Source organism: Paraburkholderia hayleyella (genome assembly GCF_009455685.1).
In the GTDB taxonomy this organism is placed as follows: domain Bacteria; phylum Pseudomonadota; class Gammaproteobacteria; order Burkholderiales; family Burkholderiaceae; genus Paraburkholderia; species Paraburkholderia hayleyella.
This window is the reverse complement of the sequence record NZ_QPES01000001.1, coordinates 846,893-862,423: the sequence shown is the minus strand read 5'-3', so window position 1 is coordinate 862,423 and position 15,531 is coordinate 846,893. Positions and strand designations below refer to the sequence as shown.

Below are 15,531 nucleotides of genomic sequence, written 5' to 3'. Positions count from 1 at the left end.
TTGACAAGGAAGGATTGAATGACCACTACGACTGCTCAACGTGCCGCCTCACCGGTCAGTGCCGCAAGTGCTGGCTATCGGACGTTATGGCGCTGGCACTTCTACGCAGGCCTTTTTGTGATGCCGTTTCTGCTGATCCTGGCAATCACCGGCACACTGTACTGCTTCCAGCCGCAAATCGAACCGCTGCTTTACCCCCATCGGCTCATCGTCGAAGCGCAAGCCCAACCGCAACTCAGCCGTGATGTCTTGCTGGCCAAAGCCCGCACCGCGATGCCGGCCAATGCGGTCGCGGTGACCGCACCCATTGAAACCGCGCCCAATCGCAGTGTCGAGTTCGTTTTCCGGCTCGCGGATGGCGCCAAACAGAGTGTTTATGTGAACCCCTACAGTGGCGAGGTTCTGGGCACGCTGAGTGTCGAGAACCGCTTCATGCAGGTGGACCGCATGCTGCACCGCAAGCTGCTGCTGGGCAAGCCGGGCGAGTTGCTCATGGAGCTCGCCGCATGCTGGACCCTGGTGATGCTCGGCACAGGCATCGCGCTCTGGTGGCCGCGTGAGAAAACCACGGCACGGGCCGCCTTGTGGCCGCGTTTCGCGTTAAGAGGGCGAGCGCTGTGGAAAAACCTGCATGCGGTCATGGGCATCTGGCTCGCACTCGGCGCACTGGCGTTCGTGCTGAGCGGCCTGCCCTGGACTGGGTCGTGGGGCAAGCAGTTCAAGGCGCTTGCCACCAGTGCGAATCTGGGTGCGCCCGCGGGTTCATGGGGTGGCTTGCCGTTGCGCTCCGCACTGCCGGGGGATCACGCGGCGCACGCCGGGGATATGCCTGCCGCGCCTGCCGCGCCTGCCGCGCCTGCCGTGCCCGACGCGTCCCAAGCGAAGGCCGAGGCGAAGGCGGAGACGGAAGCCATGCCAGGCATGGTCATGGACGACCTGCCACTGCCCCTCACACCATGGGCGGTCGGCAACGTCAAAGTGCCTGAATCCACCGAACCTGGCGGTATGCAAGCACTATCGCTTCAGCGCCTCGTGGCATTGGTGGCATCGCTCGGCGTCAAGAGCGGCTACAACATTGCGCTGCCGACATCGCCCAGCGGGGTCTATACGGTGTCGTATTTCCCTGCCGATCCGAAAATCGAACGCACGATCTATATCGACCAGTACAGCGGTGCGGTGCTCAAAGACATTCGCTACAGCGACTATGGCGTGGTATCCCAGGCTGTGTCCTACGGCACATCGCTGCATATGGGCCGTTATTTCGGCCTCGCCAATCAGATATTGTGTGCGGCGATTTCGTTAGGGCTGGCTGCCATGGCCATCACCGGTTGCGTGATGTGGTGGATACGCCGGCCACGGCGCTCGTTGGGTGCGCCCTCGCGTGAGCGGGCGCCGCCGCCGATGCGCGGCTGGAAAACGGGCCTCGTTTTGCTCGGCATCGTGTTTCCTTTGATGGGCGCAACACTACTGGCCGTCTGGCTCACCGACGGGCTGCTGTTTCGCAGCAAACACGAACTGGCCTCCTGAAGCCGCAAGACAGCCTGTCAAGCGTCGCCGCATCCATTGCACCCATTGCACCCATTGCACCCATTGCACCGACGCTCGACAGGCTGCTAACTCACGCCAGTCTTTACGGTTTGGCAGGACGTCTCGCCTCAAACACAATCGACCATGGGCCGATAATGCCTGCGGATAAATCCTGCAGATTCCAGTAAGAAACAATAAAACCCATGCGGCTCAGTTCAACGAGCATCTCAAGGCCAAATATCGTCCAGACGAGAATCCCTTCGCCAGGCCTGACCGGATCACCGTGGTACAGCTTTTCGCCGAAGTACTCGACGTTATCGCCGGTTTGCACCGCACGGCGTTCGTCCAGCGCTTCCCATGCGTAAAAAGGCACGGTGAAAATGTGACGGCCGCCCGGCTTCAGGACACGATAAATCTCACGGTGCGCATCATAGGGCCGCGGCATATGCTCCAGAACATCGCTTGAAATGACCAGATCGAAAGAGGCATTGTCGAAGGTCAAATCCTGCAAGTCTTCATTCCGGATGCCCTGTACCTCCGAGCCCCTCGGCACGTCAGTGCCAAAATATTCCGAGAAAACGTAAGCGTGCTCATTTTTGAGTGCACTGTGCAGTGGCCCCCCGGACTCGGTGTTATAGATCGAGAATTCTTTCTCACCGAAGCACAGCGGACCGGACGCAGGAAGCTGATACACGGCGCGCACGACAGTGGCAATCTGGCGCTGGCGGTTACTGGAGCCGCAACTGGAACAAGCCCCCGATTCACGCTCGTTATCCGTGAAGCCATTGAACACGGCCGATACACCACACACAGGGCAGTTTCCAGATAACCCTTCGGGCGGAACATCGGCGCGACGGCTTTTGTGCGGCACCATCGGAAAAATCCGGCTTTCACGCAGGCAGGATTCGCCAATGCTTCGATCGTATTTCAACACCATGCTCGCTCCCAAAGGAAAGTCGGAATCGTATCATCCTCGTTCAACCGGAACAGGCTGGAGAACATTTAAAAACGAGGTTTTATTACTGTAAAAGTCAAATATCGGGTTGGGTAATCACACACATTATGTATTTTCAGATAGATGACTGAATCAGGATTGAGCCCTGCGGCGAGAGCAGGCGCATAGTCTGGAGATCAAAAACGGAATACACCATAAGATGATTCACAAGACATGACCGGATAAATCAGCAAAAACCAGCCTGTAACACTTCGCCCACCCGCCCTGATGCCCCCTCGTCCCTACAGATGAACCGCCCACCATGCCGGATGACCTTCGAATTGATCTGAACCTGCTGCGCGTATTTCACGCCATCCTTGAAGAAAACAGCCTGACACTTGCGGGCCGGCGTCTCGGATTATCGCAACCCGCCGTCAGCTATGCGCTTGGGCGGCTGCGCGCGATGTTCAACGATCCGCTTTTCGTGCGTTCCGGCAACGAAATGGTGCCCACCTCAAGTGCCATGGCGATGCGCGAAGCCGTGCGGCAATCCATGGCATCGGCGCAAGACGTGTTGCGCTTCGCCTCGCCGTTCGACGCCGCACACAGCGAGCGCACGTTTCGCCTGGCCATGTCCGATATCGGCACGCTGATCTTTTTACCCAGGCTCTGCGACCAGTTAGCGCTGAGCGCGCCTGGCATCAAGCTGGATGTGCTGTCGCTGCCATTGGCCAGCGTTCAGGAAGCGCTGCGCAGCGGCCAGATCGACCTGGCGATCGGCAATCTGCCCAGCCTCAAACGCACGACCCATTTCACCTCGCTGTTACGCGAGGACTACGTTTGTATGACGCGCTGGCGCGCCGGGCTGCATGGCCGCAAGCTATCGCTCAGCCAGTTTCTTGCGCTCTCACACGTGCTGGTCACATCGGGCGAAAGCGGACATCAGCAAGTCGAGGATCATTTCATCGAACACGATATCCAGCGCAAGATCGTGCTGCGCGTGCCGCATTTCACGGTAGTGCCGGATATTCTCGCGCGCACTGACTGGATCGTTACCGTCCCCCGGCGCGTCGCGCCCGCGTTAAACCGCAGCGAGGCCTTTTCCATTTACGAGTTGCCAGTCAAAGCGCCTGAGATTACGGTGAGCGCACACTGGCATGAAAACTTCGAATACAACGATGCCAACCGCTGGCTGCGTGCGTTAGTCACCCAGACGCTGCGCGAAGAAGCGAAAGACTAAAGGTAGCGCGAGGCTCACATGGCAAAAATCGCGCCCTGCCATCCCGCCACCCCGCACTAAACAATGAACCATTTCCTCTCGATTGTTACTCAGACTGTACCTGCGGCGAGATTTCACTATCTTTACTGCTTTCAAACTTAACAGCTTATAAACGATTATTTTTTAGATTCATATCAATCATGTTATTAGATTCAGGAACATTAAGAGCAAGCGTCGCTATTAATAAAGTAACAAACGCTTTGAATAAGCGCGCCAACCTCGAAAATGGCAAGCTCGGTGGCAAAAAGGTATTCATCACCACACCTGGCTCTGAGTCCGCTCTCAATTACCCCTGTCAAATCAATGACATTTCCACGCCCAATTACATAGCATACAGCCATTCGGCTCAAAAAAATGCTATCAAATCCAATAATACAGAAGAATTATCCAAAAGCAATCAAGCAGCACTTAAATTCGGCATAATCAAAAGCCTGCTGGAAAATACGCAAGAAACAGAAAAATTCAATTTCAGCGAAAACGAATTAAGCTTGCTCATGGAATATGCTTTCGATCAAAATAAAGAAATTCCAGACGATCTTTTTCATGAAGAGAATGCCATGCTGCAGTTTTCACATGAGAAATTAAAAGAAAAAATCATACAGCTGCAAAATTCACAAATTTTGGCAGAAATCAGCGAAAACTCATCGTCTTTTAACAAAGATGATATTTCTGATAGCCTAAGTTATGTACCCGTTGATCCCTACGCCGAATACCGGGGGATGACGAGTTATTCCAGAAAGTCCTGGAAATTAGCCAGAAAGAGGCCTCAATTGGAGAGATGCAGGCCTCATCCATTGCTTTCTCGCGGGAAAAAACCATTGAAATTTTTGCAAAAAAAGGATTGACTCATTTTACCAATAATGGCGGAACCCACGAATCAGGGAAAACAAAAAATAATTGCCTGATCATATCGATAGTCGAGCATCTAATCTGCCTTTTTAAAAACTCAGGCACCTTGCAGAAATCTCGTGAAGATTATGTCAATGATTTCCGTAGGCGACTCAATGAGAAATTTCCGGAGCTAGCCGAAAATAATCTTGGAATTACGGAAGAGCATGGAAAAACTCTGATCGAGATGATCGCCGAAGAGTTTAAAATTAATTTAACCATCAATCACATAGAAGTTATTCCAGATCGGCTTTTTTCAGAAAGCCTCAATCCTCCCTACATTGAAAATCATATAAATTCGACTTTTATCTTCGAGCGCGGTGACTCTATTATCGTTCCGGTACTTAACTGCGAAACTCACTTTGAAGGGTTTTTGCCTAAAACCTCTCTTGACTAAGCTCTCTATCCCAGTGCGCCAGTGCGAACCTCATTCGCACTGCACGAATTATGCAAACCATTAGCAAGATCTCGTTAAAATCACGCCCATTTCATGTTCTCCAGCGCCCGCGAGCAAACAGGAAGCGATAAAAATAAATCCAGTTCTTCTGGAATACCCAGCCCATACATGCCAGCCGCTTCCTGGCCAATATTGTGAATCCCAATCCGCGCACCTTTCCGGATCATCTCGTTATAAGCCAGCGCAACATAATATTCACCATGCGCTTTATGTTTTCTTTTAATCATCGAGGTGACAGCCTTGATAAAATCGCCTCCCTTGCGAAAATTATAGATGCCCACCGCAGCCTCAGCGGGAACAATCTGTTTTTCAGTGACGTTCGTCACGATATTTTCCGACATCGAACAGAAAAATTGCCATTTTGGCTGGCTAGAGGTTATCGTCATAATCATGCCATCCCGGCCATCCTTCGACATATCCGCCAGATAATCGTTAATGTCGACATCAACATATTGATCGCCATTTGCAATCATCAATGGTTCAGCGGGCGTAATAAATTCTCTTGCAGCCAGCACCGCACATGCGGCACCTTCCATTAACCCATCAATACCAATCACACGACAGCCAGGAGCCCACTGTTCGAGCTTTTCTGCCAGGCCATATTGCTCAACATCGGCTTTCTGACAAATAAAAATAAACTGATGTTCACATGCCGGACGTAAGTTATTAATCACGACACGTATCATCGGAATACCCTTTAGCGGAATCAGTGGCTTAGGAGTAGCATAGCCTTCTTTTGTAAAATTATTCCCACTTCCAGCCATTGTAATAACGATATTTAACATCTCATCCTCATTAACGAACTTAATGATACAAACCTATGTATATCTCCGTCGCCAACACAGTCCTTCATGTTTAACCAGCAACGGTACAACAGATTAATTTTCCATCCGGATTATCTTTAAAACATTTGTTCAATGTCCTGATTTTTGCCCGGCATTGTTAATATCCTTTATCGCACGATGAGGCGATTTTTTCATCTGCATCATTTTCACCGAATGGCTGTTTGCTGACCGTATCGGCAACCCTCTGCAGCTCCCCTGCCAGTAATTCAATCACCCGAAAATCGCTTATCGCAACGGAGAGCGCTCGATGATCTTCATGGCTCCCATCCAGGGACGACGGCACTACCAGATGCTTTGATGAAAAGCCGATCTTGCTCCACGGGCGACGCAACGGCACATGATTAAACCGGCCAAAAACCAGCAGGCGACCAAAAGAATCCATTGAGCTGATTTCGAGTAAGACGGGTATACCCTCTACCAGAACAGTCAAGCTAGATAAATTCCAGCCCACTACAAAATAATTAATTCGAAATGAAATACCCACTGCGAGCTGGTTTAATGGCCGGTTCAAGTGCCCATGCAACCCTAGCCAGCGAAAACCACTGCCATCACGAACGTCAATTTCGACTGGATAAAAATTAAACCCCGCATGTTCCGTTTCATGCAATGGAAAAAGTGCATCCCGTCCCGTTATCGCCCTAATCATTTCAATGTAGTTTTTTCGCGCTTCAGTCGTATCTTCCGGCCTACCTGTTTTATATGCCGACAGGCTTGGGTCACGATCCGCCAGTATGCGCAACTGGTTATCGCTCATTTGTGAATGCAAGGCAGCGCAATAAATAATAAAGCGCATTTCCAGCCGTTTTTCACGCAATTCGGCAAGCGCGAGCGATCTCGCCAATACTGCTTCTGGCACAACGATACCTTCTACCGCGACAATATATTTTATTCGCTGAAAAGTTTGTGCATACTGCAAAAATTCTTTTGGTGCACCCACACAAATCATGTCATTCGAACCCGACCAGCTCATTTGTCCAGGTAGCCAAATATCACGATCGTTACCATTTAATTCTGGAAGATACTGATGATGAAAAAATATGTCGTAACGCGTGCGCATGACCCATTCATACTGCAATAAATCAGGTATTTTCTCCGCGCCATAGGCTATTTCATGCCACATCACCAGCAGTGCGGAGTCTATCGGCAAAGCGGATAAATTTCTCAATGCTATTTCTGTTTCAATGGCTGGAACGATAATTATCTCGATACCTCGAATGGCAGCCCTAAGACCTGTTAGCACATCCGGCTGCGCAAATTCCTCACGCAATACCGCGAAATACGATACCGCCCAATCCTCGAGTAAAAACTGAAGTGATTGTGTACAACGCGCATATTCATAATCATATTTATTCAACGACCCCGTTAACATGACTGCAATTTTTTTCTTTCCATAATTTCTCTCAAACATGATTTCACTCTGAATAAATTACAGACATCGAAAATATTTTTAAATCATGAGATCCAGCTGCTTGACAACAGACAACAAACGCATGCTGGCGGGCTGACCAAAAGTGATATCAAAAACAATAATCAGCATTATTTCAAACTCAAACCATCTCCAGCGTCTCTTCCCGGAAAATATCGCTTCATAGAACCTGATTAAATAACAGACTCCAGCAGACTCGGAACTTACCTCAAGCATTGACAACCCAAATTCAAACATTGATCCAGAAAAAAGCGAAGCCCATCACATCTCATTATTTGTAACGATTTACGTCCCATATTAAATGCAGCATGACTACTAGCGTCTCAACCAGTCTTAGTAAATTAGGAAGATAAAACCAATCCATTCCAATATAAGCAACACCCACAGTTATCTCAATAATAGGCGGAGTCCTTTTAATATAAGCCAGATAGCAGATATCTCATATCAAAAAAATACTTCATCACACGTCGGCAGTCATTTTTTATTTAAGCAACGGGATTTTTCTCTCAGAAAATTCCTAGAAATTGACGACCGATTTACTCATTTATTTCCCAAAACGCATAAATTGAATTTATCGTCTCGTAACAAATTCTTTCACTAATGATATTTATAGCGTTCTCGCCATTCCTGCATTGTTCCGAAGCAACCCCGGTGGTATGAAATACCTAAGTTATTCCATCGTATCTAGCCGCTCTTAACGATGCATGCGTCCTGACCGGGTTATTCCGCGACGGGTTTAGCTAGCAGCCATGACGCCCGATGTGCCGACAGCACGCAAGCTATATCTGGGCAAAGAGGATGCGCGGGTTGGGCAACTAAAGAGCAATTCTTCTAAAAATCATCGTGGCAAACTTCGGTGCATCACACATCCTGGAGTGCCTGTGTTAGGTTCGAGACTTGTGGCAGCTGTCCTGAAGGCATACCGTGCCAAGCCTCATGTCACATAGTCATGCCGCATATCGTTCTGGGTAATAGGCGCGCCAGGCGCGCCGGAAATAGCACAACAATGAATCCAGGTTGGAACCAATTAACCGCTGACGTTACGCAAGCCGTGTAAACAAGGTCATTTCTCCATGGCGATTTGTCAGGTTAGACTAAACAGGTTTTTAATACCGTGTCGTGAATAATATGACTTATCCTCTACGACACAAATTTTGCATTTTATTTAAGCTGGCCAAAATTTGGAAATATGTGAATTAATTTAACAGGCGACATAATTGATAAAATTAACTGAAGAACACCCATTCAGATGCCTTTACCCAACCGATAGCGTACTGTATTTGTCACCTTGTCATGAGCTATGCATCCGATTGTTTTTTTCATAATCTTTTTTTATTTATATCATATGTTCAGCCCTCGCATAAATCCAAACTCGCCCCGTCGCAAGGTTTCATTCTCACTGACATCTTCCGATATAAATAGCAATCAATCTTCAAAATTTGATTTCGACAATAAACTCGATAATCAGATCCATCATCACCCCCAGATCACAGCAACAACCCCACTAAATTCCAGCAATGTTTCATGTGAAATTCCGGAATATAATGTCGCAACATCTTTTACGACGCTCCCCCCGGATTTCCCCACTGCTTTTAACCAATTTATTTTTCCATCATTAGATTTATCCATCAACGAAATCGATACTGAAATTCTCGAAAATTCAATTCCTTATCTAGAAACAAGTTTTATTGAATATTTCGGCCTGGATAAAAATAATCCTGAAGCAGGAAACCTTAAATTTGGCGCGCCTCTTTTTTCCGAGCTTTCAGAAGCAGATCATCATTTACTCGAGGCATCAACCAAGCTTTACCGGCATTTCCTTGCCGGGAAAAATCAGATTGAAAATATTCTGCACGAACATGAGATAGATTTTATTGAATCGATCGAACCGCTACCCTCTCTAGCCCAAATAGAAGGAGGATTAAAGGCTGCCAAAGCGTTGATTGACCATATAAATTTCGAATACAATACATATTATTACCTATATCTATCAAGCGAACCTATTCAACCCAGCAATATTTCTGAAAATACTATTCCCAATTCCGATGTTTTTTTTAAATACAGAAAATCTGGCGACGAAGCAACCGCTCTTTACGATCTAAAAAATAACATGGTCCGAGAACGCTCCATCACAAAGGCACTTTCGAAAATCAAAAAACTGAAAATTCATTCAGGCAGTTTTAAAGTAGCTTTAAAAAAAGAATTACATAAATATCTAAAGATACCTAAAAAAAATAGAAATCCAGACGTCATTAAATTTTCCCAGTTGATTATTCTTGGCTGTGTGGTGACCCATCAAAATTATTTGAAATATTCAACCGAGTATTCAAAGCGGATAGAATTTATCAAATTATCCCTTGAGCTGTCCTAGCGCTCGTCATTTTTTATTGCTCAGCCTGTCTGCTCAATGTGCCATCCCGCCAAGGAACCTCGATGGCACCCCAGTTTGCTTACATCAGGACGGAACTAACTCGTCCAGCGTGTTACTCAGCACTCGTGTTACGCGTACGCGCGTCGCAACTTCTTTCATTACTTTCGGCAAGCGGTAGCTCACATTTCACTGTAAAAAAAATGGAGCTTTGTGCGTCCGACGTCTGTCATGATGCAACGCCTAGTTTTCATCATTTAAAATTCTCTAAAACTATGTCAAAGAATTCCTCCTTCCAGAGTATTTCCCCATCGTCGTCGACGACGAATATTTATCAAATTAACCAGGAAATATCATATCCCGTTGGTCAAAACCCGTCTGTTCAACAGATTGAAAATCCTAAAAATTCAACCGCCCACCACACTCAATTTATTCAACCAAAGCCATTTAACGAAAAAGCAAGCGATTCTTCTTCCAACTCAATTGAGTTTAAAACTGAAACCTTTCCGGAATCGAATTTTAACGACCCACTACTTCATCCCGGCAATAAATTTAAGACTACAATTGAATCTAAAAACAGTATTCAAACTGAACCGCCTCCTATCTCACCCAATAAAAACGTAAGCGTTGTCAATACACATCTCCAACAGTCACTTGATCTGAACAAGTTTATCGCTGAATTCACAAAATTCCCCGAGCTTGAATATACTCACAGTAATAAATTTGAAAAAGACACACCCATTTTTAATTTCATCAATTTCAATGAAATACTTGGCTCTATTCAATCCAGTCAAAATCCAGTCCAGTCAAATACTGAAAACAAACTACTCCGCCAGGAGCAGTTTGATAATGCAGAAATTATCCGAAAAACACTAGATAATGAAAAAATTAAGGCCTTTCAAGAACTGTTTTTACATAACAAAATAGAAACTCAAAACGCACCTAAAAAATTGACCCCTGCTTACGATCTATACCAAACCGCGCTCAAATTTCTTCGACGTCACATCCTCGCGGAAAACAACTTGAAAAGCAGAATTGAGAAAATGAATTCATATTGGAATCTTCATCTTCCAAATGATTTTATTTCGATAAAGGATTGTTTAATTCGATTACAAGTAGAATTTTCCTCCTGCATCTCATATTACACTCACAATTCCACTTTGACTGAATTACCCACAGCCTTGAAACCGTATTTTCCAGATTTCTCTAGCCTTAGTCGTGGAGAGCTGCTTGAAAAGCTCAGAGCTTATAAAGAAAATCTGAATAAGGCTATCGACGAGCTAAAGCGGCTCCATCTTTCAACTAAAGATATCAAACTAGAATTTGAAACCTCACTTATAAATTACAAGTTATATTTGAATAATGGAGCACCACGTCATGAATGGACTATTCGTTTCGCTCAAACCGCCGCACTGCTTTCATTTTTGCTTGCCACCGGGTCATTAAGTGATTTTGTCTCTTACTCCAGACCTATGAAATTCATAAACCTCTCCAAAGATCTTTAAATTTCATTTAGCTATTCAATTGCTGGCGCACTACAAACTCCATGCAATTGAATAAACATCCTGCGACGAATAAATATCATATATCCTGAACGGGAACCAATCCGTTCAGGATGTTACTCAAATGCCGCTTTATCAACGACTTTTCAGATCAAATTTATAAATAACCGTTAATGTTTTTCCGCATCGAAGATGTATGAGTACTCGCTCCTGCCTGTCAGGATATTTTTTGACTTCTCTTTATATCGGTACATGCATTAAATATGACATCAATTCATAATTCCTCTTCATACCAGCAGTATCTCTCCCCTGACAACCAAGTTACTCCGCTGCCTCACATCAACCAGAACACCAACGACGATGTTCAAGTTGACCCCAAAAAAACGGGGATTGTCCAGCAAACTATTCAACCTAAATCGATAAAAATCAATAATACGTTATGTAATCAGGAAAATATCCGCCGCTCCGAGCCAGCCATAAAGCAATTCAAAAATTTAATTGTAAATTTTACTTTTCCACCTATTTCCGAAACACCATCTAACGACGATTGCGCTAAAACCGTCAAAATTATCAATACACATCTTCCTAATTTTTTAACTATTTTTTCAGGTCTAACCTTAATAAATAAAGAAGAAATTTTGTCTGAAAAAATAGAAACAGAAAATTCTTCTACGAGCAAGTTCAAGCACGATACAAAAGCAAGAGAGCTAATGAGAACGTCAATGGATTTGCTGAGCAAATTTATTGAGCATAAAAATAAGGCATTAACAAAAATCGAGGAAATTCAAATTCAATCAGAAGTAAAGCTCCATCTCCCAGACACTGCCTTGTTGCATCTAGAATCATTAACGCAACTTAAAGATCAGGTCGATTTGATTATAAAAAATGAAATTTATGATCAACAAAAGAAATTGCCACTGGTACCAGAAAACAACCGTCGAGATTATTGCGGATTAATTACGCAATACAAAAATACAAACACCGAAAAAAATATTTTAGAACCTCTCTTTTCTTATTTAAGATATCTAGATAATAAACTCACCCAACCTAAAATCGCCGATATAGAAAAATATAGAAACACTCTAAATGAAGCGATTTCTTTCGTCAAAAGCATGCAAAACACGCACTACAAAACTGGAGACGTTAAAAAGTCATTTACCAATGCAATAAATGAATACAAATCTCATATAGATAAAACCGGCAAATCTGATCGTTTTGCCATCAACCTTGCACAAATCATGTCACTTGGCGTTTTCTCTATTTATCACGACTTTTTAACCGGGATGGTTTATTTTTCAAATCCCCCAAGATTTTACCAAGCCACCAAAAAATTAGCAGAATCTATTAAATAAGATGCAGCATTCCAAGTGCGCGGGAAATTCGAAATTATTTTCGGCCAATAGTCATGGCAGCGGTAGATTTGTTTTTTCAAAAAAATTTAATCAGTAACAATTTTGCATCATCAATCTTTACTGATTAATATACCGCTTCCATCATCAAACAACGAGATAGTTTTATTTTTAATTAATATGATCAACTATGAGTGAAATTTTAAAATCCGCTTCAAATAACAATTTAACAAATTACAACACCGACTCTAACAATGTAACAGGGCGATCTATAAATCTGGATTCCTTGTCACAAAATAACCGGGCAACACAAGCCCAGCCAATGTTTTTTGATAAAGTCATAAATTCACAATCTGGAACTAACACGCCAGATGGAAAGATTTTAACTGCCATCAAAAAACTAGAATATCCAAAATTCACGGATGTAAATCAAGAAATAAACCTCAGCACCCAAACGCCTAATAATGTAAAAACCATTTGCGACTCTCTGGGCGATCTGGAAAAAATGTTCACGGAGCTTGTTTCTAAAGAAGGTGACCAGGCCTTAAGCAAGCTTATTCTTAGTCTAGGCCGCCGAATTTATGCAACCGAAGAAATTAATCTGATAAGTTCCGCTTTTAATTTATATCAAATACATATTGATGGAAAAAATAAGGTTTTACAAATCAGAAGAGAATGTAAAATTAACTTTTCCGATAAGAAATATCCATCTCGCCAGGAACTCACAACTCAAAACAACAACCTGCATAATATTATAAAACACATTACCGAGCTCGATGAGCGCAAGAATCACCTCTCTCAAAATGTGAAAGCAGACATATTTATCAAAACCATAAAAGAGCAAATTCCAGAAATCGAAAATTTCATCAAAAATACCCGCCTTAATTTTAAAAATAACAAAGAATCCGCCATTTGCGTCATTAAAGAATATCGCTCCGCCCTGACTTCATTAATTAAAAGTATCAAGAATAGTCACATTAAGACAGGCGATATAAAAAAATCATTAAGAAAAACAAAAAAAGAATACGCTGAAAATGTATCAACTCCGGACCCTCTTGTTATAAAGCTGGTTGATGCTTTCTGTTGCGACTCTTATCAAATATATAATGAATTTCTAAAAGATACGTTTACGCACAGCAATCCGGACGAATTTGTTTGCAACCTCAAAAATCCTGACTCAATGCAACCTGTTCACTAACTCACATCCCCCTAGATTTCCCCATCCCTTTTTACGAAAAATTTAATAATCATGTTTCCATCCCGCCCAACTCAAAATAAAAACACTATTTCCCAGCATCCTTCCAATGAAAGCAACACCTTTAATCTCGGAATCTGCAATGAACAAAGTAGCAAAAGACGTAACGAAAACCGCGCTCAAAATCATCCGAAACAATATTACAACAAACCACTCAACAGCAATGTTCATCAAAGCAACAATTTCTCCAGAAACTCCAGCATTAACTTTAATGAAAAATTCCTCGAAGATAAAAACAATTCATCTTCAAATACCGAATCGAATCTCCAACATTTGCAGAATTCCGATTTTTCGCCGGCCATCTCAAACACAACTTCCACCACTCAGACCAATTCCCATTCACAAAACGATAAACCAAATACTCTCCACCAAACATCTGAATCCAAGATCTGGATGGACTCCCTCAGCCCCTCAAAAAATGACAGCAAAATAAATGGCAATTATTTCTTGGATAATTTTTCGCAACTGAAAAAATTATCTTCTAACCAGATCAAAACTCTCGTCACTTTTATTAAAGATAAAAAATCATTCCCTCAGCCCGGGGAAAAATTCGAAAATGAAAAGGATTGCCTCGACGAAATGTTGCTACATTTTTCCAGCATCTATAGCTATCAAATACATGACAAAAAAGTTTTCCTGGATCAAAACGGAACAACAGTATTTGATACAAATTTTTCCGACCCAGAAAGCGATAGTTTATTTCGTAATACGGCTACTTTTCTTGCACTTTTAATTAATAGCATCACCTGCGAATATAAGAAGAGAGATAATATTTTAATTAAACAGCAATCGATCGCTTTTCTTAAGGACACGACCCCTTCGCTTGAAGATTACCGTAAACTAGATAAATTCATCAATGAAATAATTTTAGAAACCACAAATCATCTATCCAAAAATTCAGCAATCGACACTGAATCTTTGCCCGTCAAAATAAAAATCCCCAATCCACCACTTTTTTCAAAAAGACCCATGATCGCCGAGCTTTTTGTAAAATATCTAGAACAAAATAAAATCGAAAACCGTTATGATACGCTGCCTACAATTTCCTCTCTTGCAAAGGAAGTCAAGGAAATCATAGCTTGCATGACAGCCACCCGGATTTCGACTGGCTCGCTCAAAAAATCAATTAGACAAAATTGCGCTGAAATCGAAAAACAAGGATCTTTATCCAATAAACACTGCCTGGAAATTGCCTTATATGTCAGCATATTAACTACAAAAATATTTCTTGAACAAGTCAAAGACGGGCTGTTCCAAGGCTTAATGATATTTAGCAACCCAACCGAATTGATCGAACTTTTACTCAATCTATTGAATAAACATGAGCATACCGCCAGAAAAGGCCAAATTACATTCAACCAATAACCTGAAGCAGAAATAACCCTGCTTTAACAGGCGGCATTATCCATACCCAGGCAGCGCCACAAGAGTTCCCTGGGCTTCTTGTGGCTCCGTTTAAAACATCTGCTTTATTCGGCCGTTCACAATAAATAATCATCAATTTCAGGAACGACTGCCCGAATGGAGTTACTTAGAGCTATCAAGCCATGCTGCCCACTTTCGACGCCATGTGCTGGTTTATTCAAGCTAAAAAGCGCTGAGCGGTTTGGCGGCAGTGCACGAGACATGAAATGTCGTCTCGCATAGGGGTGCCCAGTCCTCATGTAATGCTGGGCCTTCCATCATGTACAGCTACAAACA

12 protein-coding genes are annotated in these 15,531 nt (G+C 43.8%); 9 read left to right on the top strand and 3 right to left on the bottom strand.

Features of this window, described 5'->3' with window-relative positions:
- Positions 1–18 precede the first annotated feature (18 nt).
- On the top strand, positions 19–1,527 hold the full coding sequence (locus tag GH657_RS03950; protein ID WP_153099515.1) for a PepSY-associated TM helix domain-containing protein: 1,509 nt from the start codon (positions 19–21) through the stop codon (positions 1,525–1,527).
- Positions 1,528–1,630: 103 nt separating this feature from the next.
- On the opposite strand, the gene GH657_RS03945 is transcribed toward GH657_RS03950, so the two are convergent.
- The gene (locus GH657_RS03945; RefSeq protein WP_153099514.1) at positions 1,631–2,464 is read right to left on the bottom strand and encodes a class I SAM-dependent methyltransferase; all 834 of its coding nucleotides are present in this window, start codon (positions 2,462–2,464) and stop codon (positions 1,631–1,633) included.
- Positions 2,465–2,783: 319 nt separating this feature from the next.
- On the opposite strand from GH657_RS03945, the gene GH657_RS03940 reads away from it, so the two are divergent.
- From GH657_RS03940 to GH657_RS03930, 3 genes are all read left to right on the top strand, one after another.
- A complete protein-coding gene (locus tag GH657_RS03940) occupies positions 2,784–3,701 on the top strand; it encodes a LysR family transcriptional regulator (RefSeq protein WP_153099513.1) in 918 nt (305 codons plus the stop codon).
- A 179-nt stretch (positions 3,702–3,880) separates the two neighbouring features.
- Positions 3,881–4,585: a hypothetical protein gene (locus GH657_RS03935; protein ID WP_153099512.1), complete on the top strand. Its 705-nt coding sequence runs from the start codon at positions 3,881–3,883 to the stop codon at positions 4,583–4,585.
- Positions 4,582–5,025 (top strand): hypothetical protein, encoded by a 444-nt coding sequence (locus GH657_RS03930; RefSeq protein WP_174769866.1) that lies wholly within the window; start codon positions 4,582–4,584, stop codon positions 5,023–5,025. The genes GH657_RS03935 and GH657_RS03930 overlap by 4 nt, the downstream gene beginning before the upstream one ends.
- A gap of 80 nt (positions 5,026–5,105) precedes the next feature.
- On the opposite strand, the gene GH657_RS03925 is transcribed toward GH657_RS03930, so the two are convergent.
- On the bottom strand, positions 5,106–5,870 hold the full coding sequence (locus GH657_RS03925; RefSeq protein ID WP_153099510.1) for a glycosyltransferase family 2 protein: 765 nt from the start codon (positions 5,868–5,870) through the stop codon (positions 5,106–5,108).
- 157 nt (positions 5,871–6,027) lie between these two features.
- Complete coding sequence (locus GH657_RS03920; protein WP_153099509.1) at positions 6,028–7,338, bottom strand: hypothetical protein; 1,311 nt, start codon at positions 7,336–7,338, stop codon at positions 6,028–6,030.
- Between the two features lie 1,363 nt (positions 7,339–8,701).
- Between GH657_RS03920 and GH657_RS03915 the strand changes: the two genes are divergently transcribed.
- The 5 genes from GH657_RS03915 (at position 8,702) to GH657_RS03895 (ending at position 15,195) form a co-directional block, all read left to right on the top strand.
- Positions 8,702–9,727: a hypothetical protein gene (locus GH657_RS03915; protein WP_153099508.1), complete on the top strand. Its 1,026-nt coding sequence runs from the start codon at positions 8,702–8,704 to the stop codon at positions 9,725–9,727.
- Between the two features lie 62 nt (positions 9,728–9,789).
- On the top strand, positions 9,790–11,229 hold the full coding sequence (locus tag GH657_RS03910) for a hypothetical protein (protein ID WP_153099507.1): 1,440 nt from the start codon (positions 9,790–9,792) through the stop codon (positions 11,227–11,229).
- 260 nt (positions 11,230–11,489) lie between these two features.
- A complete protein-coding gene (locus GH657_RS03905) occupies positions 11,490–12,578 on the top strand; it encodes a hypothetical protein (protein WP_153099506.1) in 1,089 nt (362 codons plus the stop codon).
- Between the two features lie 187 nt (positions 12,579–12,765).
- Positions 12,766–13,773: a hypothetical protein gene (locus GH657_RS03900; protein WP_153099505.1), complete on the top strand. Its 1,008-nt coding sequence runs from the start codon at positions 12,766–12,768 to the stop codon at positions 13,771–13,773.
- 51 nt (positions 13,774–13,824) lie between these two features.
- A complete protein-coding gene (locus tag GH657_RS03895; protein ID WP_153099504.1) occupies positions 13,825–15,195 on the top strand; it encodes a hypothetical protein in 1,371 nt (456 codons plus the stop codon).
- Positions 15,196–15,531 lie beyond the last annotated feature (336 nt).

Excerpts from the sequence above, each read along its gene's own strand:
- GH657_RS03950 (WP_153099515.1), top strand. The coding sequence starts at position 19 with ATGACCACTACGACTGCTCAACGTGCCGCCTCACCGGTCAGTGCCGCA.
- GH657_RS03945 (WP_153099514.1), bottom strand. The coding sequence starts at position 2,464 with ATGGTGTTGAAATACGATCGAAGCATTGGCGAATCCTGCCTGCGTGAA.
- GH657_RS03940 (WP_153099513.1), top strand. The coding sequence starts at position 2,784 with ATGCCGGATGACCTTCGAATTGATCTGAACCTGCTGCGCGTATTTCAC.
- GH657_RS03935 (WP_153099512.1), top strand. The coding sequence starts at position 3,881 with ATGTTATTAGATTCAGGAACATTAAGAGCAAGCGTCGCTATTAATAAA.
- GH657_RS03925 (WP_153099510.1), bottom strand. The coding sequence starts at position 5,870 with ATGTTAAATATCGTTATTACAATGGCTGGAAGTGGGAATAATTTTACA.
- GH657_RS03920 (WP_153099509.1), bottom strand. The coding sequence starts at position 7,338 with ATGTTTGAGAGAAATTATGGAAAGAAAAAAATTGCAGTCATGTTAACG.
- GH657_RS03915 (WP_153099508.1), top strand. The coding sequence starts at position 8,702 with ATGTTCAGCCCTCGCATAAATCCAAACTCGCCCCGTCGCAAGGTTTCA.
- GH657_RS03910 (WP_153099507.1), top strand. The coding sequence starts at position 9,790 with ATGGCACCCCAGTTTGCTTACATCAGGACGGAACTAACTCGTCCAGCG.
- GH657_RS03905 (WP_153099506.1), top strand. The coding sequence starts at position 11,490 with ATGACATCAATTCATAATTCCTCTTCATACCAGCAGTATCTCTCCCCT.
- GH657_RS03900 (WP_153099505.1), top strand. The coding sequence starts at position 12,766 with ATGAGTGAAATTTTAAAATCCGCTTCAAATAACAATTTAACAAATTAC.
- GH657_RS03895 (WP_153099504.1), top strand. The coding sequence starts at position 13,825 with ATGTTTCCATCCCGCCCAACTCAAAATAAAAACACTATTTCCCAGCAT.